Annotated in this window: 18 protein-coding genes and 1 rRNA gene; 6 read left to right on the forward strand and 13 right to left on the reverse strand. The window is 63.9% G+C overall.

The genetic code is table 11. The features are described 5' to 3' along the window. Positions 1-21: 21 nt before the first annotated feature. A 5S ribosomal RNA gene (gene rrf, locus EB812_RS04710) occupies positions 22-136 on the forward strand. A 267-nt stretch (positions 137-403) separates the two neighbouring features. On the opposite strand, the gene EB812_RS04715 is transcribed toward rrf, so the two are convergent. The 5 genes from EB812_RS04715 to EB812_RS04735 all read right to left on the reverse strand — a co-directional run bounded on the left by EB812_RS04715 (position 404) and on the right by EB812_RS04735 (position 4,805). Beyond that, positions 404-1,105, reverse strand: coding sequence for a DUF134 domain-containing protein (locus tag EB812_RS04715; RefSeq protein ID WP_130957885.1), 702 nt, complete (start codon positions 1,103-1,105; stop codon positions 404-406). Between the two features lie 28 nt (positions 1,106-1,133). After that, a complete protein-coding gene (locus EB812_RS04720; RefSeq protein ID WP_118230604.1) occupies positions 1,134-2,501 on the reverse strand; it encodes a histone deacetylase family protein in 1,368 nt (455 codons plus the stop codon). After that, complete coding sequence (locus EB812_RS04725) at positions 2,494-2,829, reverse strand: hypothetical protein (protein ID WP_130957886.1); 336 nt, start codon at positions 2,827-2,829, stop codon at positions 2,494-2,496. Before EB812_RS04725 ends, EB812_RS04720 begins: the two co-directional genes overlap by 8 nt. Positions 2,830-3,126: 297 nt before the next feature. Beyond that, complete coding sequence (tmk, locus tag EB812_RS04730) at positions 3,127-3,780, reverse strand: dTMP kinase (protein ID WP_118230606.1); 654 nt, start codon at positions 3,778-3,780, stop codon at positions 3,127-3,129. After that, positions 3,756-4,805, reverse strand: a complete 1,050-nt coding sequence (locus EB812_RS04735; protein WP_118230607.1) for a 3'-5' exoribonuclease YhaM family protein — start codon at positions 4,803-4,805, stop codon at positions 3,756-3,758. The genes tmk and EB812_RS04735 overlap by 25 nt, the downstream gene beginning before the upstream one ends. Before the next feature lie 74 nt (positions 4,806-4,879). Here EB812_RS04735 and surE point away from each other — a divergent pair, with 74 nt between their 5' ends. The 5 genes from surE to EB812_RS04760 all read left to right on the forward strand — a co-directional run bounded on the left by surE (position 4,880) and on the right by EB812_RS04760 (position 9,734). Continuing rightward, positions 4,880-5,647, forward strand: coding sequence for a 5'/3'-nucleotidase SurE (gene surE, locus EB812_RS04740; protein WP_118230608.1), 768 nt, complete (start codon positions 4,880-4,882; stop codon positions 5,645-5,647). Positions 5,648-5,881: 234 nt separating this feature from the next. Beyond that, a complete protein-coding gene (gene fba, locus EB812_RS04745; RefSeq protein ID WP_130957887.1) occupies positions 5,882-6,808 on the forward strand; it encodes a class II fructose-1,6-bisphosphate aldolase in 927 nt (308 codons plus the stop codon). A gap of 84 nt (positions 6,809-6,892) precedes the next feature. Further along, the gene (gene gap / locus EB812_RS04750) at positions 6,893-7,894 is read left to right on the forward strand and encodes a type I glyceraldehyde-3-phosphate dehydrogenase (protein ID WP_118230610.1); all 1,002 of its coding nucleotides are present in this window, start codon (positions 6,893-6,895) and stop codon (positions 7,892-7,894) included. 23 nt (positions 7,895-7,917) lie between these two features. Further along, positions 7,918-9,144, forward strand: a complete 1,227-nt coding sequence (gene nspC / locus EB812_RS04755; protein WP_118230611.1) for a carboxynorspermidine decarboxylase — start codon at positions 7,918-7,920, stop codon at positions 9,142-9,144. After that, positions 9,144-9,734 (forward strand): TrmH family RNA methyltransferase, encoded by a 591-nt coding sequence (locus tag EB812_RS04760; RefSeq protein ID WP_118230612.1) that lies wholly within the window; start codon positions 9,144-9,146, stop codon positions 9,732-9,734. The genes nspC and EB812_RS04760 overlap by 1 nt, the downstream gene beginning before the upstream one ends. A gap of 356 nt (positions 9,735-10,090) precedes the next feature. Here EB812_RS04760 and EB812_RS04770 read toward each other — a convergent pair whose 3' ends face one another. From EB812_RS04770 to EB812_RS04805, 8 genes are all read right to left on the reverse strand, one after another. Then, positions 10,091-10,885: a hypothetical protein gene (locus EB812_RS04770; protein ID WP_118230613.1), complete on the reverse strand. Its 795-nt coding sequence runs from the start codon at positions 10,883-10,885 to the stop codon at positions 10,091-10,093. A 103-nt stretch (positions 10,886-10,988) separates the two neighbouring features. Then, on the reverse strand, positions 10,989-11,741 hold the full coding sequence (locus tag EB812_RS04775) for a tetratricopeptide repeat protein (RefSeq protein ID WP_118230614.1): 753 nt from the start codon (positions 11,739-11,741) through the stop codon (positions 10,989-10,991). Between the two features lie 322 nt (positions 11,742-12,063). Further along, complete coding sequence (locus tag EB812_RS04780) at positions 12,064-14,154, reverse strand: HD domain-containing phosphohydrolase (protein WP_130957889.1); 2,091 nt, start codon at positions 14,152-14,154, stop codon at positions 12,064-12,066. Between the two features lie 12 nt (positions 14,155-14,166). Next, the gene (locus EB812_RS04785; RefSeq protein WP_242621196.1) at positions 14,167-16,167 is read right to left on the reverse strand and encodes an HlyD family type I secretion periplasmic adaptor subunit; all 2,001 of its coding nucleotides are present in this window, start codon (positions 16,165-16,167) and stop codon (positions 14,167-14,169) included. Beyond that, the gene (locus EB812_RS04790; RefSeq protein WP_242621197.1) at positions 16,167-18,479 is read right to left on the reverse strand and encodes a type I secretion system permease/ATPase; all 2,313 of its coding nucleotides are present in this window, start codon (positions 18,477-18,479) and stop codon (positions 16,167-16,169) included. The genes EB812_RS04785 and EB812_RS04790 overlap by 1 nt, the downstream gene beginning before the upstream one ends. Positions 18,480-19,104: 625 nt before the next feature. Next, positions 19,105-21,291: a glutamine synthetase III family protein gene (locus tag EB812_RS04795; RefSeq protein WP_118230616.1), complete on the reverse strand. Its 2,187-nt coding sequence runs from the start codon at positions 21,289-21,291 to the stop codon at positions 19,105-19,107. A gap of 97 nt (positions 21,292-21,388) precedes the next feature. Further along, the gene (locus EB812_RS04800; RefSeq protein WP_118230617.1) at positions 21,389-21,727 is read right to left on the reverse strand and encodes a P-II family nitrogen regulator; all 339 of its coding nucleotides are present in this window, start codon (positions 21,725-21,727) and stop codon (positions 21,389-21,391) included. Positions 21,728-21,753: 26 nt separating this feature from the next. Beyond that, entirely contained in the window at positions 21,754-22,962 is a 1,209-nt protein-coding gene (locus EB812_RS04805) for an ammonium transporter (RefSeq protein WP_118230618.1), read from the reverse strand. Between the last annotated feature and the right edge of the window lie 4 nt (positions 22,963-22,966).

The raw sequence follows: 22,966 nt of genomic DNA on the forward strand, positions 1-22,966 counted from the left end.
ATTATATTTTTGACAAATTTCTTTGGTGACCATGGAGGAGAGGGTACACCCGAACCCATTCCGAACTCGGTAGTTAAGCTCTCCATCGCCGATGATACTGCATAACGTCATGTGGGAAAGTAGGCCGTCGCCAAAGATTGCTCACAAACGCCCCTCGCCGCTCAACAGCGCGAGGGGCGTTTGTTTTTGCGCGCTGTTCTCGTTGCGGTTGCGCGCGGTACTCGTTGCGGTTGTGCGCTGCCCGCGCACTGACCGGCTGTCCTTACCCGTAAGCCGTCTTAGAGCATTTAACACTTGAAATGCTCGCTTACGGCAGGCAAAAGCCTGCCTTCTCGCATTTCGTGGCAAGGATTTTTAAGAAAATCCTTGCAGAGCAGTTAGCTCATTTCATTCGCTAACTGCCCTAAAGTTTGCCGGCCTGGCAGATTTGTCCTTCGCCAAAGAGCGCCAGCTCGCCGGCCGCAAAGGCCTTCAGGCAGTCCGCCACGCTGGGCAGCCCCGCGTGGTGGTATACGGCCATGCCCGCGGTCTGCAGTTCGCGTAGGGGCCGCAGGCCCAGGCCGCCGGCCAGCACTGCCCCCACGCCCATATCCCGCAAAGCCTGTACCACGGCGGCGCAGTCGCCCTGTTCGTGGTGCAGCCCCGCGCGCACGCGCACTTCGCCCACCACGCCGTTGTGCACGCGCGCCAGAGTGAAGGTGGTGCAGCGCCCGAAATGGGGCTCCGGGGCGGCGGCCAGCCCGCCGGGGGCTTGAGAGGGCACGGCCGCCAGCAATCCGTCCGTCGGGGGCGTGGCTTCTTCTTCCTCAGCGCCGCCCACGGCACAGACGCCGCCTTCAATGCGCAGGGCCTGGCTGTGCACCAGCGCGCCGGCCACGCACTGCCGCGCCCGGCGCAGCAGGCGGCCAAAGGTGTGGCGCGAAACGCCCATGCGCGCGGCGGCGGCGTCCATGTTCAGACCTTCCTGATCGGCCAGGCGTAAGGCCTCCAGGCCGTCCAGGGTAAGCACGGCCTCTTCCAGTTCGGTCATGGGCACGCCGCGCGGTTTGAAATAGCGGGCTTTGGGCAGGCCGCTGACGCGGCGACAGTGACAGGGACGGGCCATAGGCAATCCAAAAGGGGCGTTTGTAGGCTCAGACGCCGAATTCCGTTGCGCCGTGGGGGCTGTCGCCCTCCAGCAGCAGGACGTGGGCATAGCGGCCGCTTTTGCGGGCCTTGTCCGCCAGCTCCCGGCCCAGGGTGCGGCAGTGGGGGCAGGCGTGGCGCGGCGCGAGCAGGCAAAGGGAGCGGGCCACCCGCTCCGAACTGGTTTCCCAGCGGCCCAGACCGGAACAGTCCGGGCAGAGCCGCCAGCTTTCCCGCTGTTGTTCGCGCAGCATATCCGTATCATAAAAAATGTGTTTGGCGCGCGTCCACCAGCCGTCTTGGGCCTGGCCTTCCGTGGGCTGCTTGGGCGGGTGGAAGTAGACGTCCCGCACCTGCTCGCAGAGCCGGGCGATGTATTCGCCCACTTCCGGGCGCTGGCGGGTGGCTTCCGGCGTCCAGCCCGGTTCGCGGATGTCGGTGGCGGGCAGGCCGGCCAGGGCCAGGCAGATGCCCAGGTTGACGTAGGGCAGGGCTCCGCGGATGGCGTACCCGCCCTCCAGTACGGCGATGTGCGGCTTGAGGGCCGCGTTGAGGGCGGCGTAGCCCTGGGCCGAGAGTTTCATGTTGGCCAGGGGGTCGGTAAAGTGGTTGTCCTGCCCGGCGGAATTGATGATCAGGTCGGGCTGGAAATCTTCCAGCATGGGCAGCACAGCGTGGGTGATGGCGTAGAGGTAGCCTTCGTCGGAGGTTTCCGGCGGCAGGGGGATGTTGATGGTGCGGCCCAGTGCGCCGGGGCCGCCGCATTCACGCGGAAAGCCAGTGCCGGGATAGAGGGTGCGGCCGTCCTGGTGTAGCGAGATGAACAGGGTGTGCGGGTCGTTCCAGAAAATGTCCTGGGAGCCGTCGCCGTGGTGCACGTCCGTATCCACAATGGCTATACGCAGGGGGCGGCCGTCGGGGCGGGGATAGTGGTCGCGGATGTATTCCACCATGACGGCTTCATTGTTGATATTGCAGAAGCCGCGGTTGCCGTGCACCACGCGCATGGCGTGGTGCCCCGGAGGCCGCACCAGGGCAAAGGCGCGGTCTTCATGGCCTTCCAGCACCAGACGCGCGGCGCGGATGGCGCCGCCCGCCGAGGCCAGGTGCGAGTCGGTGCTCACCGCGCCCACCGAGGGCAGGCAAAAATGCACGCGGGCGAGCTGCTCCCGCGTGGCAAAGTCCGGCCGGTATTCGGTAATGCCGGGAATGTCGAACAGGCCTTCTTCCAGCAGCTGGTCTCGGGTGTAGAGCAGGCGCTCTTCCCGTTCGGGATGGGTGGGCGCTATGGCCCAGTCAAAGGCCGGAAAAAACACGACCCCCAGCCGTTGCACAGCCTGCAAGGGGGCGGACGCCTGTAGCGCGGATTCAGTCATGGTCGTCCAGATCCTCAAAAATGTCGGCCCCGTAGCGGGCATCGGCCACCAGGCGCCCCATGTGCGCCAGGCCGAGCCCGTAGGCCAGATTGCTTTCCGCCAGGGCGGCGCAAAGGCGGCCATCCCCATCGTGGAGCACAAACAGCCCGCCGGGGCCGTCGGTCCTGCGGTAGACCGCGCAGTGTAACAGGTCGGGATCGCCCAGCCGGGTCGTCAGGGTATAGCCTTCGGGCGGCGCGCCATGGTCCGCAACGTGCGGGCCCCCTTCGGGCAGGGGCGCGAAGCGCACGCCCGCGCCTTCCGGTTCCAGTACATAGTATTCGTTCATAGGACACCGCCTGTGTAGATTTCGGGAGCGGCTCCCGCGTGGAGCACCCCTGTAAAGCCGGACGCGCAGCCGTTTGCAGCCAACGTAAAAGTCTTGGGAGGGGGAGCATGGGGGCAGGGCCCCTTGCTCAAAAGGCTCCCTTAGAGTGTTTAACACTTGAAATGCTCGCTTACGGCAGGCAAAAGCCTGCCTTCTCGCATTTCGTGGCAAGGATTTTCAAGAAAATCCTTGCAGAGCAATTAACTCATTTCATTCGTAAACTGCTCTAGCGCAAAGCCGCACAAGTCCGCGCTCGCGCTAGTCCAGCCCCCTGCCGCGCCTGCCCAGATGCGTTTCCAGGGCCGAACGGCACTGCAGGGCCACATCTTCGGGCGGCTGGGCCGCGTCAATAATGGCAAAGCGTTCTGGTTCCTCTTCGGCCAGGGCGCGGTAGCCCGTGCGTACGCGTTCGTGAAAGTCCAGGCTTTCGCTGTCGAAGCGTCCTTCGGAAACAACCAGCCCTTTGATCCGGTTGCGCTCACCGGCGCGGCCCAGGCCGCAGCGTACGGGCAGATCCAGCAGCAGGGTCAGGTCCGGCGCAAGGCCGCCTGTGGCCGCATCGTTAAGGCGGCGCAGATATTCCGTATCCAGACCGCGCCCGTAGCCCTGGTAGGCCAGGGTGGAATCGGTGTAGCGGTCGCAGAGCACAATTTGCCCGGCCTCCAGGGCGGGGCGGACGATTTCGGCCACGTGCTGGGCCCGGTCGGCCAGAAAAAGAAAGAGCTCCGCCCGGCTGGAAAGCCCGCGCGTGCGGCCATCCAGCAAAATGGAACGCAGACTGCGGCCCAAGTTGCAGCCCCCCGGTTCACGGGTGAGCACGGGGTCCAGCCCGTGGTCCGCCAGGTAGGCGGCCAGCGCCTCCATGACTGTGGATTTGCCGGCGCCCTCTATGCCTTCAAAAGAGATAAACATTCTTCTTTCACCACCTTCTGGGGAGCCGTCCTGGGGGGCGTCGTTTTTTTGGCGGCGGGCTGCGGCGTGTGCGCGGCCCGATAGAGGGGGCGGCTCAATGTGGCCTGCCAGGGGGTCCAGTCCTGCCCGGTTTCGCCCAGTTGGGCAAAAAGCCCCCGGCACTGGGCCATTTTGGCGTCCAGGTTGTCCGCATAGTGCAGAGCCAGGGCTTCGGGCGTCTGCGGCAGGCGCACGGCGCCGAATTCCAGCGTGCCGTGATGGCTCAGGACAAGGTGCTTGAAATGCTCCTGCAGGGCCGCGTCCAGGCCGGATTTGGCCAGCAGGGGGGAGAGCATCTCCAGCCCCAGCATAAGGTGCCCCAGAAGCCGGCCCTCGGTGGTGTAGTCGTTGGCCACGCCGCCGGAAAATTCCCGGATTTTGCCCACATCGTGAAACAGCGCGCCGGCCAGCAGGGTCTGGCGGTCCAGTTCGGGATACTGGTCGGCAATGCGGCGGCAGAGGGTGAAGACCCCCAGGGTGTGTTCCAGCAGGCCGCCCACATAGGCGTGGTGCACGCTTTTGGCTGCCGGGCAGACGCGGAAGCGGGCGCGCAGATCCGCATGGTGCAGAAAGCCCAGCGCCAGCTTGCGCCACGCCGGGTACACAAACTCCGCCTTGCAGAGGTTGGTGAGCTGGTCCAGCATGTCGTCCAGCGGATAGGGGCTGGCGGGCAGCAGGGCGGCCTGGTCCACTGCGGCGCATTCTTCAGGCGTGAGCAGGCGCAGCTGCTCCACAGAAAGCTGCACCTGGTCGCGATAAAGGCCGGCACGGCCTTCGGCCCAGACCAGCGTGCCCACGGGGATGGCGTTAAAGGCCGCGCTGAGGGGGTGCCAGATCTTGGCCTCCAGCGCGCCGCTGGCGTCGGCCAGGGTCAGCCGCCAATAGGGGCCGTTGCGGGACTGCCCCTGCACGGCCTGACTCACGGCAAACAGTCCTCGCGCCTCGCCGGGGGGGGTAATGTCTTTGACGTAGCAGCCTTTTTCCATATATCTTCCCTGAACGCGGCCGGATGTCGGCGCGCTACTGACCCAAATTTCCCTTGTTTGCGAGGTATTGTCAAATGAAGGTTCTGCTCACCAACGACGACGGCATCCGCGCGCCCGGCCTGCGCGCCCTGTACGCGGCCCTGCGCGAGGCCGGCCACACGGTGTGGGTGGTGGCGCCCATGCGCCAGCAGTCGGGCGTGGGGCACTCCCTGACCGTTTTCGAGCCCGTGCGCTCTATGGATATTGTGGAGCCGGACTTTACGGGCACGGGGATTTTCGGCACGCCCACGGACTGCGTGAAGCTGGCCTTGGGCCGTCTGCTGCCGGAACGGCCGGATATGGTCATCTCCGGCATCAATGCCGGGCCCAACGTGGGGCCGGACATTCTCTATTCCGGCACTGTGGGCGCAGCCACCGAGGCCGCCCACGAAGATCTGCCCAGTATGGCCGTTTCTCACGACCTCAACGGCGGCCCCACCGTGGACCCCCTGCCCCAGGCCCGGCACGCCGTGGCCCTGGCCGAGCGGGTGGACTGGGCTCGTCTGGGCCATCGCCGGGTGCTCAACGTCAATTATCCCGCCCGTCCGCTGGATGCGGCCCTGGGCCTGCGCGTCTGCGTGCAGACCAGTGCAGTGTGGAAAAACACCTACCTGGAGCGCAAAGACCCGCGCGGCGCGCCCTATTGGTGGCTGGAAGGCGAAATCCCGCCCGAAACCATCGAACCGCAGTCGGACAAAGACCTGCTCAGCCAGGGCTACATCACCCTGACGCCGCTCTGCTTCGAGTTTACGGACCGCCAGGGCCTGCAGGCCCTGGAAAGCATGAATCTGGACGCGCGATAAGGACTTTTTGCCTGTTTTGGCGGGCCCCGGCGGCTAACCGACCTGTCCCCGCCCGCATACTCTTGTTGCTGCCGCGAACCGGGCGAAAAGCCCGCCGTGTTCACGCGCCCTTTTTGCCGCACGGGGCGCGGGCCATTCCCCTTTGCGCGGATTTGGTGTATGGAAGATCTTGCCCCGCACGGGCTGTGAAGGTATATTCCCGCCCCGCATCGCCAGTAACCCCCGGAGGAAGTCATGCCCCTTACCAGTCCCAAAGAGATGTTTGCCGCAGCCTATGCCGGCGGCTACGCCGTCGGCGCGTTTAACGTCAATAACATGGAAATCATCCAGGGCATCATGGGGGCGGCCGCTTCGGAAAAATCGCCTGTTATTCTGCAGGTTTCTGCAGGTGCGCGCAAGTATGCGGGCCAGGTCTACATCATGAAGCTGGTAGAGGCCGCCCTGCAGGAAGACCCCTCCATTCCCGTGGTGGTGCACCTGGACCACGGCCCCAGCTTTGAAATGTGCCGGGACTGCATTGACGGCGGCTTTACCTCCGTCATGATCGACGGCTCTCACCTGCCCTATGAGGAAAATATCGCCATCACCAAACAGGTGGTGGACTACGCCCACCCCCGCGGCGTGTGGGTGGAAGCCGAGCTGGGCAAGCTGGCCGGCATTGAAGAGCACGTTTCTTCGGCCGAGCACGTCTACACCGACCCGGACGAGGCCGTGGACTTTGTGCGCCGCACGGGCTGCGACTCCCTGGCCGTAGCCATCGGCACCAGCCACGGCGCTTACAAATTCAAGGGCGAAGCCAGGCTGGACTTTGAGCGCCTGCAGACCATCAGCAATAAGCTGCCCGGCTACCCCCTGGTGCTGCACGGGGCTTCCAGCGTGCCGCAGGAGTTTGTGGCCCTTTGCAACAAGTACGGCGGCCAGGTGGGCGGCGCCAAGGGCGTGCCCGAAGATATGCTGCGCAAGGCTGCGGGCATGGGCGTGTGCAAGATCAACGTGGATACGGATATCCGTCTGGCCCTCACCGCCTCCATCCGTCAGTTTCTTACGGAGCACCCGGAGCAGTTCGATCCCAGAGGCTACCTCAAGCCGGCCCGCGACGCTGTGCAGAACATGGTGGCCCACAAAATCCGCAACGTCATGGGGTCGTCCGGCAAGGCCTAGGGCGCGGGGCGTTTTGCCCCGGCCAGGGCCTTTTCGGCCAGACCCCGGTATATAGCAACATCTTCACGCATTAAGGAGCGCCCCATGCCCGTCAAACTGGGACTGAACGGCTTCGGCCGCATCGGCCGGTATCTGCTGCGGCTCATGGCCGACGAACAGGACATGACCATTGCCGCCATCAATGCCCGCGCCGACAACGCGGCTCTGGCCTATCTCTTCAAATATGACTCCACCTACGGCACGTTTGCCGGCAGTGTGGATCACGATGCGGACGGCATCATCGTCAACGGCCGGCATATTGCCGTTACCCGCTGCAAGGCCGGTGAATGGGAATGGGACCGCCTGGGCGTGAGCCTGGCCGTAGAGACTACGGGCACTATCAAGGACCGTGAAGGCCTGAGCAGACACCTGGATCGCGGGGCCAAAAAGGTGGTCATTTCCGCGCCCGGCAAGGATGTGGACGCCATGATCGTCATGGGCGTGAACCACGATATCTACGACGGCGGCAAGCACAAGGTCATCTCTGCCGCCTCTTGCACCACCAACTGTCTGGCCCCGGCGGCCAAGGTGCTGCACGAGCTCTGCGGCATCCGCCACGGGCTCATGACCACCATCCACTCCTACACCATGAGCCAGCGCATTCTGGACGGCTCCCACAAAGACTGGCGTCGCGGCCGCGCGGCGGCGGTTTCCATGGTGCCTTCCAGCACGGGCGCGGCCAAGGCCGTGGGGCAGGTGCTGCCGGAACTGGCGGGCAAGCTCAACGGCATGTCCGTGCGCGTGCCCACCTTTGACTGCTCTCTGGTGGACCTGACCTGCGAGGTGGAGCGCCCCTGCGACGCGGCCGCCGTCAATGCCGCCTTCAAGGCCGCCAGCGCCGGGCCCTTGGGCGCGCATTTCGGCTATTCCGACGAGCCGCTGGTTTCCATCGACTACAAGGGCAGTACCTGTGGCGGCGTGCTGGACGCCCTCTCCACCCAGGTGCTGGACCAGACCATGGTCAAGCTGCTGCTCTGGTACGATAATGAGGCCGGCTTCACCAACCAGCTGCTGCGCCTGCTGCGCATGGTGGCCAAGGACTGCTGAGCCCGTCAGCGTCAAGGATGCCCATGTTCCTTTGCCCTGAAATCCTGTTTGACGCCGGGCGCGTGCCCACACCCTGCTTTGTGCTGGACGCGGACCGCCTGCGCGCCAACGTCGCCGTGCTGGACCAGGTGCAGCAACGCACCGGAGCCAGAATCCTGCTGGCGCTCAAGGGCTTTGCGGCCTGGGCCACCTTTCCGTTGCTGTCGCGATTTAAAGGTACGGGCCCCCTGTGGGGAGCCTGCGCCAGCTCTGTGGACGAGGCCCGCCTGGCGCGGGAGGCGTTTGGCGGGGAGGTGCACGCCTTTGCCGCCGCCTGGAACGCGCGCGAAATGGCCGAGCTGCTCCCCCTCACAGACCACCTGGTGTTCAATTCCACGGCTCAGTGGCGGCAGTTTCGCCCCGCCATTGCCATGCACAATCAGAGCCGCTGTCCGGACCGGCGTATCCAGTGCGGGCTGAGGATCAATCCGGAGCATTCCGAGGGCGCGGCGGCCATCTACGACCCCTGCGCGCCGGGGTCGCGCCTGGGCATCCGGCGCAAAGATTTTGACCCCACGGCTCTGGAGGGCATCTCCGGCCTGCATTTCCATACCCTTTGCGAGCAGAACGCCGACGCCCTGCAGCGCACCTTGGCCGCCGTGGAGGAAAAATTCGGCCCCTGGCTGTCCCAGTGCCGCTGGATCAACATGGGCGGCGGGCACCACATCACCCGGCCGGACTACGACCTGGACCTGCTCTGCCGCCTGCTTACGGACTGGCGGGACCGTTACCAGGCGCAAATCTATCTGGAGCCGGGCGAAGCCGTGGCCCTGAACGCGGGCTGGCTTACAGCCACCGTGCTGGACGTGGTGCAGGCCGACATGCCCGTGGCCATCCTGGATCTGGGCGTGCCTTGCCACATGCCCGACGTGCTGGAAATGCCCTACCGGCCCAATGTGCTTTTTCTGGCCGAAGACGGTTTGCCCTCCCGCGCGGGCCTGCCCGGAAAACAGGCCTGGACCTGCCGCCTGGCGGGCAAATCCTGCCTGGCCGGGGACGTGGCCGGGGAATACTCCTTCAGCGCGCCCTTGCTGCCCGGCCAACGCCTGGCCTTTGAGGATATGGCCATCTACAGCATGGTCAAAACCACCACCTTCAACGGCCTGCGCCTGCCCTCCATCGGTATTTGCGAAGCTGATGCCGCGGGCGGCCAGGGCTTTCGTCTGCTGCGCCAGTTCGGCTACGAAGATTTTAAAGGCAGATTGTCGTAATGCCCAAACTCCCCACAGAACGCCGCAGGGCACGGTTGCTCCAGGTGCTGGCCCACCGGCAGGACGATCTTACCCTGGTGCTGGCCAATATTCACGACCCGCACAATGTTTCGGCCATCTACCGTTCCTGCGACGCCTTTGGGGTCAGCCGCGTGCACCTCTACTATACGGATACCCCTTTTCCTGTACTGGGGCGCAAAACCTCGGCCTCAGCCCGCAAATGGGTAGAAAGTTCCCGCCACAAAAATGCTGCAGATCTCTTCAACGGCCTCAGCGCCCAGGGCATGCAGATTCTGGCCACCTCCTGCGAGCCTGGGGCCCGCCCTCTGCGCCAGTGGGACTTCACCCAGCCCACGGCCGTCATCATGGGCAACGAGCACAGCGGCGTGGCCCCGGACCTGCTGCGCCAGGCCCACGGGTCGCTCTACATCCCCATGTACGGCATGATCCAGAGCTTCAACGTCTCCGTGGCCGCCGCCATTATTCTGGCCGAGGCCGCCCGCCAGCGCGAGGCCGCGGGCTTCTACGCCGCGCCCCGCGTGAGCGAGGGGGCCCTGGAAGCCCGCTTGAACGCCTGGCTGGAAAAATAGCTCGCCGCACATAAGAATTTTGCGCAGCCAACAATATTGCGGACCCCAAACCAGCGCTGTTGGGGGCTGGAACGCAGATTGCCTTTGAGAAGAATGCCTTCTCAAAGGCAATCTGCGTTGCGCGCGGGGAAAGCGCTGCGGCCGCAAAAACGCGGGTCAGGCTGCGCTTGCGGCTCCGGGGCGGGCGTCTGCTTACGCAGAGCCGCTAGGGCAGTTAGCGAATGAAATGAGCTAACTGCTCTGCAAGGATTTTCTTGAAAATCCTTGCCACAAAATGCGAGAAGGCAGGCTTTTGCCTGCCGTAAGCGAGCATTTCAAGTGTTAAATGCTCTAGGGCAGGACAACGCTGCAAGGCCCTAAGCGTCGGCAGTGTTGTCGGCGTCTGGGTGTTTTTCAAGGTTTTCCTGGATGCAGCGCAGCACATAGGTATTTTTTTCCATGCTCAGGACCACAAGAAACATGGTGAAAAAGATAAAAACGCCCAATGCGATCGCTGCCGTGTAAAAGACCACGCCGGACTGCGCTTTTTTGAGCATGACCTGTTCCCTTTCCTGGGCGATGCTCCTGCGCTGCGCGGCAATACTGCTGTCAATCTGTGCAAAATAATCGTCCAGAAAAAGCGCCCAGGTGATGTAGTCCGGGGCGGTCTGCGGCAAGGCCCGGATGCGATCCGCATCGGCTTCAAGGGCCTTGGCCTCCACGTCAAGCTGCGCCAGCAGACTGCTGACGCTGAAATGTGCGGTGTACTGCGTGGCGGCTTTATAAATGCGAAAGCGAAGTTTGTTGCCGGGAGAGAGCTGCTGCGCCTTGTTGGCAAAGCTGACGATGGATTTTTCAATGCTGTTCAGGACGTCCAGGTATTCTGCGGGAATAGCTTCAGGATTGGCGGGCGGGGTCTTGTCCCCCTGAGGGGTGGCGGGAGCCTGCTGTTGGGCCTTTGCCTGCTCCACAGCGGCCTTGGCCTGGGCCCTTTCGCGCTTGAGTCGTTCATAGGAAGGCGTGGGCTGCGTAAACCTTTCTTGCGGGCTGGCATTGTGCAGGTACAGGCCGTAAAGGCCAAGCCCAAAGGCGGTGACAAGACTTATTGAAGTAACAACAAAGAAAAAAAACTGACTGATTTTAAAAAACTTGCGTTCCACAGGCGTTTTCATCGGCGCACTTCCCCTTGCGGCGGTATCAGAAGTTTCTGAGCTGGACTGCCAACTTTGCAGCGAAAAAGACAGGTCTACTGGGAACTACTTCAACGGGCTGAAATCAGCTCCATTTTTCTGAAGCCTTGATTTGATCCAGCAACAGATTTGCTTCACGTTTTTTGTCTGCCTGGGCGAGATGCCGCAGCGAAGCGGCCAGCAATTCTTTCGCCTTGTCGTACTGCCGCCTTTCCATGTGGATTTTAGCCAGGTAAAAATAACAATTGGCGCGTGTTTCCCGGGGCAGAGCCTCGCTCTGCACGGCTTTGGACAAATCTTCAAAGGCCCCGTCAGGCTGGTGCGCCAGGAAGCGTGCGGCCCCGCGTCGGGCATAAAATACAGGAACGGAGGGGTCCAGGGATATGGCTTTATCCATGTCTGCCAGGGCCTTTTCCATCTGGCCCGATTCTCGGTAGGCCAAACCACGCAGGCTGTAGGCCCCGGCATTGATGGGCGTTACGGCAATGGCTTTGTCCAGGGATTTGACGGCGTTTTCATACTGCTGCGCCTGGAAGTAGAGGATGCCGAGTTTTTCGTGATAGCGGCCGTTGTCGGGAGCCAGTTCGGCGGCTTTGGCGCAATAGGTGATGGCTTCCTGCGGATTCTTCTCGGCGAGGCTGTAGAGGTAATAGGCCATGGCCTTGTATTCGTTGCTGGTATGCACGTCGTTGATGACGGCTTTGACCAGGTCTCTGGCCCTTTCGGGCTGGCCTCTTTCCAGCGCTTTTACCGCCGCATTGAGCTCGTCTATAGCATCGGCAAAACAGGGTGAAACCGGCGCAAGAAGCAAACAAAGAAGAAGGAACCCTCTGAGCATGGCATTCTCCGGTAGTGTTGCGGTAATGGGCACAAATATATAATACTATATTTATAATTGCAATATTTTTATATAAAAATAATTAATAAAATAATTTTATGCAGTTAAAGTTTTAATTGGCGTGGGTGTCCGGGGCGGCAAAACCCGGCAGAAGGGGGGATGTGTGCCTGTAAGGCCTGCGGCGCGACAGGCGGCACGGCAGCCCGTCAGGCAAACGGCCTGCCCGTTCGGGGCAGGCCGTTTGCCTTCCTGGGGAAGATTTTTGAAGGATGCGGGCGCCTGGGGTCAGGGAGCTTTTGTGCAAACGCCCTGCCCCTGACAGCTAGGCTTCCTGTCCGTTCTGGAGGCGTGTGAAAAAGGTTTTGCCTTCGTCCGTGCCAAGAATGGTCTGGAGGGCGGCGATCACCTGTGGGTCGTAGCTGGGCGGCGTGGTTTTGAGCAGCTTGAGGGCCGCGTCCACGGGCAAGGCGGTGCGGTAGGAGCGGGGACGGACCAGGGCGCAGAAGGTATTGGCCACGGCCAGGATGCGGGCGTTGGGGCAGATGTTCTCGCCCTGGAGGTGGTCGGGATAGCCGGAGCCGTCCAGGCGTTCGTGCATCTGGGTCATGGCTTCCAGCACGGGCAGGCCAAAGTCAATGCCGGCCAGGGCTTCGCGGGCGTAGTCCACGTGGCGTTCCAGCTGGGCTCGTTCGTCGGGGGTGAGGCTGCCGGACTTGGTAAGCAGCTCTTTGGGCAGCTGGATCATGCCCAGTTGGGAGAGCTTGGCGGCGGTGCGCAGGGTGGCCAGGGTTTCCGGGTCGTCGCGGCCCAGCTGGCGAGCCAGGAGGACGGCCAGCTGGGCGGTGAAGTCGGAATGTCCGCGCAGGTAGGCGTCCACGGCCTCGATGGCGCGCACAAAGGCGTTGACGGCCTGCGTGACCATAAGCTGGGCGCGTTGCTGGGCCAGGGCCAGCTCGGTCATGTCGCTGTAGACGGAAACCACGCCGGTGATGCGGCTCTGTTCGTCGCGGAAAGGCGTGCAGGAGGTCAAAAAGTAGCGGGTCTGCCCCCGGATAGGCAGGGTTTCGGTAAAGCTGGAAAGGCTTTGCGTCTGGTAGACGGCCAGGGTGTGGGTGACCAGGCTGCGGGCCAGGTCCGGACCCAGGTCGGTGTGGGCCATGCCGGGCAGCTGTTCGGCGGGCAGACCTGTCATGCGGGCAAAGCCTTGGTTGGCGTAGAAGAGGCGGCCGTTAAAGTCGTTGAGCACAATACCGGCGGAAAGGGCGGAATTGACGCCGTCCATAATCTGTTTCTGCTGGTTGACCACGCGGTAGAGGCGGCGCAGCTGGTCGGCCACGGCGCGTTCGTTGCGGCCTACCAACCACCACCAGAGGGCAGCCAGCATGATGCCTGCCAGGGCCGTGAACACCAGGGAGGCCAGCAGGGCGTTTTTACGGATATGCGCGTACTGGGCCTCCAACTCCGGAGCGGGCACGCCCTGGGCCACCAGCCAGGGCAGGCCGGGTACGGGTTCTGCCAGACAGTAGCTCTGCCGCCAGTGTTCGGGCAGGGCGTTGTCTTCGCGCATGGCCGGGGGCAGGCGGCCGTTTTCCAGCTGCCAGCCGGGCAGGTTGTGGGGGCCGGTTTGGGGGTCCAGGCGTTGCAGGCTGTTGCCGAGGGCCTGCAGGATGGCCGATTCGCCAGTATGGGAAACGGCCTTGACCACGGGCGATACGTTGGCGCTGAGCAGCAGCACGGCGGGCACGCCGACGCCGGAAGCGTCCATGTAGAGGGGGGTGAACACGGGGTAGGCCATGTCCATGACCAGCAGGCCGTCTTCACGGCGTGCGGGCAGAAAAACGGGCTGTTTGTCGCTGAAGGCTTTAAGCGCGCTCGTGCGCTGGGCCTCGTCCAATTGGGGTGGCTTGCCCGCGGACAAGAAAATTTCGCCTGTGGCATTGAGCAACGAAACCCGGAGAAAACTATTCTTTTCTTTAAAATCACGCAATTGCCGCAACGTCGCAGGCAGGCGCGGGGCCAGGGCCGCCAGGGGCGCGGCGGTATCCTGCAGGGGGGCCGTCAGGGACATGGGCTCGGCCTCCAGCGTGGCCGCCAGCTCCAGAACGGCGGCGGCGGGCTGGCCCGTGTTGGCCGCCTCTGCGGCAAACAGGCGTAGCCAGTCCTGGCCGACAAAGGTGCGGACCTGATCTGTGAGGCTGCCGGACCAGACCGTGAGCAGCGCTACTTGGTTGGCGGTCTGCACGCTGAGGCTCTGGGCCGTTTCATGCCATTGGCGCTGGCGGGCGTTGCGCAGATACCAGTTGGCGCTGACGGCAATGCAGACCACGGCCAGGGCAAACAGACCCAGCATGGCCAGACCGGCGCGGCGGTTGTGTCGGCGGGATTTCTGGTCGGGATTTTCCTGCGTGGACATGTTCCGCACCTCTCAACGTTCCCGCAAGGCGTTTTGTTTGGCCTTGAGAATGGGCTTGAGCAGATAGTCCAACACGGTTTTTTTGCCGATGAGGATATCCGCGGTCACCACCATGCCGGGGATGATGGGCAACAGCTGGTTATGGTAGGCAATGGCGTTTTTGCGGGTGCGCACCTTGACCAGATAGAAGTGGTCGCCCCTTTTGTCCTCGATGGTGTCGGCGCTGATGGATTCCAGCTTGCCTTCCAGGCCGCCGTAGATGGAAAAATCGTAGGCGGAAACCTTGACCATCACTTCCTGACCGGGCCGCAGAAAGGCCACGTCCTGCGGCCTGACGCGGGCTTCCACCAGCAGTGTGTCGTCCAGGGGCACCAGGTCCATGATGGGTTCGCCCGGCTTGACCACGCCGCCTACGGTGGTGATGTAGATCTGTTTGACCGTGCTGCGCACCGGGGCGCGCAGTTCGGTGCGGGTCACTCTGTCGCGCCCGGCGGAAAGACTTTCACGCAGGGAGTTGAGATCCTGACGGCGCTTGTTTATTTCGTCCGTAACGGCGGCGGCCTGTTCGGCCCGGCGGGAGGCGATGCGCTGTTTGGATTCTTCCGCTGCGGCCTGGGCTTTGGGGAGGCTGGCGGCCAGGGCGTCGATCTGCCCCTGCAGCTCCACCACGCGCTGCTGCAGGCCCAGGTATTCCATTTTGGAAAAGTTGTGGCGCTGCACCAGGGCATAGGCCGTGTCGCGCTGTTCCATCGCCAGGGCCAGGCTGCGGTCCAGTTGCAGCTTGCGGGCGCTCTGCTCCTCCACGTCGTGGGTGCGCTGCACATATTGGGAGCGCAGCACTTCAATTTCCGCGTGGAGCTGATCCTGCCGGCTGTGCCAGGCATTGGTCTGGTCGCGCACAATCTGCCGGGCGCGGGCCAGCACGTCGCCATCCACCTGACGCCCCACCAGCTGGGCGGCCCAGGCGTCCAGATCTTCGGGAAAGGCGGGTTCCTGGTCTTTGAGCTCGGCTTCCAGGCGCAAAATGGCCAGGCTGTTTTCCATGGCCTTATTCACGGCGTCACGGTAGGCGCTTTCGGCCATTTCATTGTCCAGCTGGGCCAGCACCTCGCCTTTTTCCACAATCTGTCCTTCGTGCACCAGCACCGCGCGCAAAATGCCGCCTTCCAGGTTCTGGATGGTCTGAGTGCGCTGAGAACCCACCACCGAACCTTCGGCGTGGGTCACCTCGTCCACATTGGCAAAAGCCGCCCAGAGCAGCAGGCAGAACAGCATGCCCGCCACGCACACGGAAAGGGCGCGGGCCCCGAAGCGCGGACGGCGGGCCAGGGCGGCGTCCACTTCATTGGCAAACTGGATGTCGTCGGGGGTAAGCCCGCGCAGGGGCGCGTCCATGGCCGCAAACAGGCCGGGATTGGGCTGCGGCGGCAGGGGGGGCGCGCCTGCAGGTCCGGCGGCCGCCGCAGGGTTCTGGCCGTGCCCGGCAATCTGGGCCACGGTTTCGGCCAGGCTCTGGCGCAGAGTTTTATCGGGTTTTTGTTCCTGGTCGCCGCCCAGCAGGAGTTCCCGGAAAAAGGCTTTGGCCCCCTGGGCTTCGGGAGAGGGTTCCTGCGGCGTGACCGGGTTTTCGGGCAGGCCTGGCCCCAGCAGAGAGAGGGGCAAGCCGCCGTCCGGCCGGGGCGCTGCAGGCTGGCCTTCGCTTGGGGGCGGGGCGCCGGGCATGGCGGGCAGGGGGCCGGCCTCTGCGCCAGGGGGCTGCGGCAGAAAGGGCAGGCCAAGTTCGCCCCAGGGGCAGGCCTCGCCTTCGCGCAGGGGTACGCGAAAGGCGTCGGGCGCGGGGCCGCTTTGCAGGGGTGGGGGCATTGTGGGGCCGGGGGCGGGCCTTTCGTGCGCGGGGGCTTCCTGCGGGCGCGGGGCGGCCTCGGCAAGGCCTGCGGGCCGGGCGCGCGCGTCGGCGGGGTTGACGTCTGCAGGGCTCATGCCTGTGGTGTTGGCGTCTGCGGGCGGGCGCATCAGGCGTGCTCCGCCGCGGCTTGCTGTGCGCGGTTGACGGTGGCCACGGTCTGCCGGGAGCGTTCGCGCAGGCGCTGGAGCACCTTGTCGCGCGGGCCATCCAGTTTGATTTGTCCGTCTTCCATGACAATAAGCCTGTCCACAATGCGCAGCATGGAGAGGCGGTGCGTGATGAGCACCACGGTGCGGCCGCCCATGGCAGCCTGAAGACGTTTTTGCAGCAGAAGTTCGGAATCCGTGTCCATATTGCTGGTGGGTTCGTCCAGGATGAGCACTTCGGGATCGCGCACCAAGGCACGAGCCAGGGCCACGGCCTGGCGCTGTCCGCCGGAAAGGGCCCTGCCCTGTTCGCCCACCTGTGCGGCGAACCCGGCGGGATTGTTGCGCAAAAAGTCCGCCACGCCGGCCAGGGCCGCGGCGCGCAGCACCAGATGGTCGTTGATGGTGGGGTCGCCCAGGGCGATATTGTCGCGGATGCTGCCGTAAAAGAGCACCACGTCCTGAGGCAGCACGCCCACGCGGCCACGCAGGTCGGCCCCAGGGATCTGGCGGATGTCCACATCGCCGAACTTCACCGCGCCCTCCTTGGGCTGGTAGAGGCCGATGAGCAGCTTGCCCAGGGTGCTTTTGCCCGACCCCATGGGGCCGATGACGCCCACATGCTCACCCGGCTCGATGCGCAAAGAAATATTGTTGAGGGCCTGGCGTTCCTGGTGGGGGTAGGCGAAGGAGACGTTTTCCATGCTGAAAGAAGGCCGCAGCATGCCGAAATCCATGCAGGTTTTTTCCGCCTGGTTTTCCGAGGGCAGGGTCATGAGCAGGTCCAGGGCCTTGAGGGCCACATGGGAGTTCTGGAGCCGCGTGAGCAGGGAGGCCATCTGCAGCAGGGGGGCCATGCTGCGGCCCACCAGGATGTTGACGCCGATGAGCGCGCCCATGGTCATCTGCCCGTCGGCGATGCGGTAGACGCCCCAGACGATGCAGGCCACGGTGACCACCTGGGTGACCAGCATGGAAAGGGTGACGGCCAAGTTGTTGTATTTGCGGGCCTCGCTGCTGGATTTGGCCGAAAGCCCCACCACCGATTCCCAGAGTTTTTGCATCCGGCTTTCGGCCATGCAGGCCTTGAGGGTTTCCAGGCCGCCGACGATTTCCACCAGCAGGGCGTTTTTCTGCATGTTCTGGCGGTAACCGGCTTCGGCGCTGCGGCGCGAGCGGTGCTGCAGGGTGAGCCCCAGACCGATGAGGATGGGCATGGCCCCCAGGGGCAGGAAAACCAGGGGCCCGCCGATGAAGGCGATGAGCAGAAGAAAGATGACCAGAAAGGGCAGGTCGATGCAGGCCAGCAGACTGGATGAGCTGAAAAATTCACGCAGTTGTTCAAATTCGCGCAGGTTATTGACCAGCGCGCCCGTGGATTCGGGCTTGGCGTCCAGCCGCATGGAAAGGACTTTTTCCACCAGCGCGCTGGAGAGCACAATATCCGCATTGCGGCCGGCCACGTCCACAAAATGGGTGCGCAGGGCCGAGAGCAGAAAGTTGAAAAGGTAGACGATGAAGATGCCTATGGCCAGAACCCAGAGGGTTTCCATGGCGTTGTTGGGCACCACCCGGTCATAGACGTTCATGACAAACAGGGGGCTGCCCACGGCAATGAGGTTGATGACCACGCTGGCCAGGGCTACATGGCGGTAAATGGGCGCGTAATAGCGCAGCACGTCCCAAAACCAGCGCTTGCCGTGCGAGATGCTCAGGCGGTCGGCCCGGTGGTCGGGCGCGGCCTCTACGGCGGCGAACAGGGCGTAGCCGGAATACTCTTCGCGCAGGGCCTCCAGGGGCACCACCTGGCTGGTTTCGCCCGTTTCGGGAAAGATGACCTCGGCCATCTCGCCGTCCAGGGCCGTAAGCACGCAGGAGCGGTCGTTGGTGAGCAGGAGGATGCAGGGCAGAACCAGGCCGGGGATGTTTTCCAATTGCGGGCGGTAGGCGATGCGGCCTGAAAGCCCCACCTTGCGCGCGGCCCGCAGGCAGGCCTGCGGCGTGACCCGGCTGCCCGTGAGCCCGGCCATGAGGGACTGGGGCGAAACCACCCGACCCCGCAGGCGCAGTACAATAGCCAGGCTGCGCAGCAGGCCGGGCATGAAGTCCACGTCTGAAGGACGCAACGGCCCCATGCCCGTTGCGGGGCCGCCTTGCGGCGCACGTTGCCCCTGGTCGGCGGGGGGCGGCCCAGTATCCGGGCGCGCGGCGTGGGGGGGAGCCGTGGCGGTGTTGCGCGACATTTCAGCCCCTGAAGCGGCAGTCTTGTCCATGAAGAAGCCCTGGAGGTTGTGCCGGAACGACCGGCGCGGGCAAGGAAAAGAGTAACTATTGTGCTTGCTGGCGTATAAAAAAGCCGCCCAGGCGGCGCGGCGTTTTGCCCCAAAGTTCTTGGTCTATAACGTAGTTGGCCCGGCCGTGCAAGTTTTGCTCTGCGAGGCGGCCACACAAGAGTAGAAGGATACTCCAGAACTGCGGGTTTGCCAAGCCGCCGACGCCGTCCGGCGTGGCCTGCACAGTGTGGTGGGCGCTGCCGCAAGCCGTAAGTTCGTTGGAGCGCAAAAAAGCGGGGAGCCGCCAGACTCCCCGCTTTGACGGCCACCGGCCGACGCCGTCCGTTGCGGCGAACGGCGCGGCCCGTGGCTCCCCGCGGACTATGCCGCGGGGGCTGGAGGCCAGGGACCATCTTCCCCCCCGGGATGAGACCACCGACCCCCAACAGTGTCCGGCGCGATGCGCCGGGATTATCGGTCTAGGGCATTTCAACTTTGAAATGCCCGGCGGTTGCATAAGCAGCCGCCCGCCGTGGAGGCGCAAGCGCAATTTATTTGCGCGGTTAAGCGCCGGAACGAGCGTGCCGTAACCTTTGAGAATACATAGTCTCAAAGGTTAGCTGCTCTAGTGCGCCCAGAGCAGTTCCGCGTACTTGGGCAGCTGCCAGAGTTCGTCGTCCACCAGACGTTCCAGGGCGTCGGCGTGCTCGCGGCAGGCCTTCATGGCCGGCAGCACCGTGTCGCGGGCGGCCGTAGCCTGCTCCAGAGCGCCCTGGGCTTCCTGGGCAACGGCAACGGCTTTTTCCAGGGCGGCCACGCCTTGCTGCAGGGCCACGATATGGCCGCGCAGTTCGGTAAAGGCGGCCTCTTCGCTGTCCGCCCCGGCTTCGCCCAGCACGGCGCGGGCCTTGAGCACAGCTTCGGCGGCCCGGGTCTGGGCCGTAAGGCTGGGCGGCAGCACCGAGGTGCGCAGCATGTCGGCCATAAGGTGGCCTTCGATGCATACGGCCTTGCTATAGTTTTCCAGCAGGATTTCCTGCCGGGAGAGGATCTCGCGTTCCGTGAGGATGCCGTGGCGCAGGAAGACGTTCATGACCTCCGGGTCGGTGTAGTGGGCCAGGGCGTCCACGGTATTGTGGTAGTTGGGCAGGCCGCGGCGGGCCGCTTCTTCCGGCCAGGCGGCGGCGTAGCCGTTGCCGTTGAAGACAATGGGCATGTGCTCCTTGAACAGGCGGGGCAGGAGCTGCTGCAGGGCGCTGTTCAGGTCCGCGCCGCCGGCCACGGAGGCTTCCAGTTCGGTGGCGATGTCGTCCAGGGCGCAGGCCGCGGCGGCATTGAGGGCGATGTTCACCGGAGCCACGGACTGGGAAGAGCCCACGGCGCGGAATTCAAACTTGTTGCCGGTAAAGGCGAAGGGGCTGGTGCGGTTGCGGTCCGAGAGGTCCACGGGCAGGGGCGGCAGGGTGGAGACGCCCACTTCCATGAAGCCGCTCTTTTTGCTGGCCGCGCTTTTGCCGTTGACGATGCCGTCCAGCACATCGGTGAGCTGCTCGCCCAGGTAGACGGAAAGGATGGCCGGCGGGGCCTCGTTGGCGCCCAGGCGGTGGTCGTTGCCCGCGCCCACGGTGCCCAGCCGCAGGGCCACGCTGTGTTTGTGCACGGCGCGCAGCACGGCGGCCAGAAAGACCAGGAACTGGGCGTTGTCCTGCGGGGTGCTGCCGGGGTTGAGCAGGTTGACGCCGTCAGAATCGCTGATGGACCAGTTGTTGTGCTTGCCGCTGCCGTTGACGCCGTCAAAGGGCTTTTCGTGCAGCAGGCAGACAAAGCCGTGTTTGGCCGCCATGTGGCGCATCATGTTCATGGTGAGCATGTTGTGGTCGCAGGCGATGTTGGCTTCTTCAAACACGGGGGCAATTTCAAACTGGCCGGGGGCCACTTCGTTGTGGCGGGTCTTGGCCGGGATGCCCAGGGCCCAGAGCTCGTTTTCCACATCCTGCATAAAGCTCATGACGCGGCCGGGAATGGCCCCGAAGTAGTGGTCTTCCATCTCCTGCCCCTTGGGCGAGGGCGCGCCCAGAAGGGTGCGGCCGGCCAGGAGCAGGTCGGGGCGCAGTACGGCCAGGTTTTTGTCCACCAGAAAGTATTCCTGCTCGGGGCCCACATTGGGACGCACATAGCTGGCCGTATGGTTGCCGAACAGGCGCAGAATGCGCAGGGCCTGGCGGGAGAGGGCGGCAATGGAGCGCAGCAAGGGGATTTTGCGGTCCAGGGCTTCGCCGGAATAGGAGTAGAAGTAGGTGGGGATGTGCAGGGTGGCCCCGTAGGAGGCGGGAATGATGAACACCGGCACGGAGGGGTCCCAGGCGGTGTAGCCGCGCGCTTCAAAAGTGGAGCGCAGCCCGCCGGAAGGGAAGGAAGAGGCGTCCGGTTCACCACTGATGAGCATTTTGCCGGAAAATTCGCTGATGACCTGGCCGTCGGCGGCGGGAGACAGGAAGGCGTCGTGTTTTTCGGCGGTGAGGCCGGTCATGGGGTGGAACCAGTGCGTGTAATGGGTAGCGCCCATTTCAATGGCCCAGTCTTTCATGGCATTGGCCACCACGTCGGCGATTTCCGGGTTCAGGCGTTCGCCGTCGCGGATGGTCTTGGCCAGCTTGCGGTACACGTCCTTGGGCAGACGCTTGCGCATGGTGCTCAGGCCGAACACGTGGCAGCCGAAAAGCTCATCCGTTTTCTGCGTCTTTTTTTCGCAAGGCGTCACGGGCGCGGTGTTTATCGCCTTGAACATGGCCTTTTTCCGGGGGGAACTCATATCCTGTCTCCTTAGCGTTAAAAATCCTGCAAAAAGCGCCTGGCGGGGGGGCGGTTGGCCCGCCCCGCGCGCTTGCCGTTAAGATATTGTCGAATGCCTACAGGGCCTCGTCGCCGCGTTCGCCGGTGCGGATGCGGATGGCGTCCTGCACATCGCTGATAAAGATTTTGCCGTCGCCCACCTGTCCGGTGCGGGCCATGGAAACTACAGCATTAAGCACGTTTTCCACCATGGCGTCGGGCAGGACCACTTCCAGCCTGGTCTTGGGCAGGCAGTCCACCTGCATCGTGGTGCCCCGGTACACTTCCGTGTGCCCGCGCTGTCGGCCAAAACCTTTTATTTCCACATAGTTGAGGCCGTGAATGCCCATTTCGGAAAGCACGTTTTTGACTTTGTCAAACATGCTGGGCCTGATGATGATTTCCATCTTTTTCATGGCTGATTCCTTTCCCTGGAGGGGGGTTACAGGGAGTACCCGCGTTCGTTGTGTTCGCCCAGATCCAGGCCGGTGAATTCTTCTTCGGGGGCCACGCGCAGACCCACTGTGGCGTTGACCACGAAGAGGATGATGCGGGTCATGATGTAGACGAACACCCAGGTGCCCACGATGGACACGAGCTGAATCCAGACCTGCTTGGGGTTGCCGTAGAAGAGGCCGTCGGCGCCATTGACGGCGGCGCAGGCGAAGAGGCCGGTGGCCAGAGCGCCCCAGGTGCCGCCGAGACCGTGGATGCCCACCACGTCGAGGGCGTCGTCATAGCCGAACTTGTTCTTCAGCAGCACGCCGCCGTAACACACGATGCCGCCCACAAAGCCGATGAGCATAGCCGGGAGAATTTCCACAAAGCCCGCACCGGGGGTAATGGCTACCAGGCCCGCCAGCGCGCCGGAGATGGCGCCCAGGCTGGTGGGCTTGCCCGTGCGCACCCATTCCACCAGCATCCAGCCCAGCACGCCGCAGGCGGAGGCCATGTGCGTGGTGACCAGGGCGTGGGCGGACAGGGGGCCAGAAACCAGGGCGCTGCCGGCGTTAAAGCCGAACCAGCCGAACCAGAGCAGGCCGCCGCCCAGCAGGGTCAGGGGCAGGTTGTTGGGCGTGGCCGGTTCAGCGCCGTTGGAGAGCCGCGGCCCAAGGGCCTGGGCGCAGGCCAGGGCAGCCGCGCCGGAAGCCATGTGCACCACCGCGCCGCCGGCAAAGTCCAGGGCGCCCATCTGGCCCATCCAGCCGCCGCCCCAGACCCAGTGGGCCATGGGAGCGTAAGCGAAAATAAGCCACAGGCCGGAAAAGAGCATCATGGCCGAAAAACGGATGCGTTCAGCATACGCGCCGGAGATGAGGGCTACGGTCAGCGCCGCGAACATGCACTGAAAGGCCATGAACAGGGTGTGGGGCAGCTGGGCCGCTGCGGGGGCCGATTCGCCGCCCACGCCCTTGAGGAACAGATAGGAGAGATCGCCGATGACGCCGCCCACGTCTGGTCCGAAGGCCAGCGTGTAGCCGATGAAGGCCCAGAGCACGGAAACCAGCGCCAATGCGCCGTAGCTGTGCATGTGCGTGGAAAGAATGTTGCGTGAGCGGACCAGGCCGCCGTAAAACAGGGCCAGGGCCGGGGTCATGAGCATGACCATGCAGGCGCAGATAAGAATAAATGCAGTATCCGAGGCGTTCATACGG

The organism is Desulfovibrio legallii, assembly GCF_004309735.1.
GTDB lineage: Bacteria > Desulfobacterota > Desulfovibrionia > Desulfovibrionales > Desulfovibrionaceae > Desulfovibrio > Desulfovibrio legallii.

Coding starts and splice junctions, on each gene's coding strand:
- EB812_RS04715 (WP_130957885.1), bottom strand. CDS start 1,105: ATGGCCCGTCCCTGTCACTGTCGCCGCGTCAGCGGCCTGCCCAAAGCC.
- EB812_RS04720 (WP_118230604.1), bottom strand. CDS start 2,501: ATGACTGAATCCGCGCTACAGGCGTCCGCCCCCTTGCAGGCTGTGCAA.
- EB812_RS04725 (WP_130957886.1), bottom strand. CDS start 2,829: ATGAACGAATACTATGTACTGGAACCGGAAGGCGCGGGCGTGCGCTTC.
- tmk (WP_118230606.1), bottom strand. CDS start 3,780: ATGTTTATCTCTTTTGAAGGCATAGAGGGCGCCGGCAAATCCACAGTC.
- EB812_RS04735 (WP_118230607.1), bottom strand. CDS start 4,805: ATGGAAAAAGGCTGCTACGTCAAAGACATTACCCCCCCCGGCGAGGCG.
- surE (WP_118230608.1), top strand. CDS start 4,880: ATGAAGGTTCTGCTCACCAACGACGACGGCATCCGCGCGCCCGGCCTG.
- fba (WP_130957887.1), top strand. CDS start 5,882: ATGCCCCTTACCAGTCCCAAAGAGATGTTTGCCGCAGCCTATGCCGGC.
- gap (WP_118230610.1), top strand. CDS start 6,893: ATGCCCGTCAAACTGGGACTGAACGGCTTCGGCCGCATCGGCCGGTAT.
- nspC (WP_118230611.1), top strand. CDS start 7,918: ATGTTCCTTTGCCCTGAAATCCTGTTTGACGCCGGGCGCGTGCCCACA.
- EB812_RS04760 (WP_118230612.1), top strand. CDS start 9,144: ATGCCCAAACTCCCCACAGAACGCCGCAGGGCACGGTTGCTCCAGGTG.
- EB812_RS04770 (WP_118230613.1), bottom strand. CDS start 10,885: ATGAAAACGCCTGTGGAACGCAAGTTTTTTAAAATCAGTCAGTTTTTT.
- EB812_RS04775 (WP_118230614.1), bottom strand. CDS start 11,741: ATGCTCAGAGGGTTCCTTCTTCTTTGTTTGCTTCTTGCGCCGGTTTCA.
- EB812_RS04780 (WP_130957889.1), bottom strand. CDS start 14,154: ATGTCCACGCAGGAAAATCCCGACCAGAAATCCCGCCGACACAACCGC.
- EB812_RS04785 (WP_242621196.1), bottom strand. CDS start 16,167: ATGCGCCCGCCCGCAGACGCCAACACCACAGGCATGAGCCCTGCAGAC.
- EB812_RS04790 (WP_242621197.1), bottom strand. CDS start 18,479: ATGGACAAGACTGCCGCTTCAGGGGCTGAAATGTCGCGCAACACCGCC.
- EB812_RS04795 (WP_118230616.1), bottom strand. CDS start 21,291: ATGAGTTCCCCCCGGAAAAAGGCCATGTTCAAGGCGATAAACACCGCG.
- EB812_RS04800 (WP_118230617.1), bottom strand. CDS start 21,727: ATGAAAAAGATGGAAATCATCATCAGGCCCAGCATGTTTGACAAAGTC.
- EB812_RS04805 (WP_118230618.1), bottom strand. CDS start 22,962: ATGAACGCCTCGGATACTGCATTTATTCTTATCTGCGCCTGCATGGTC.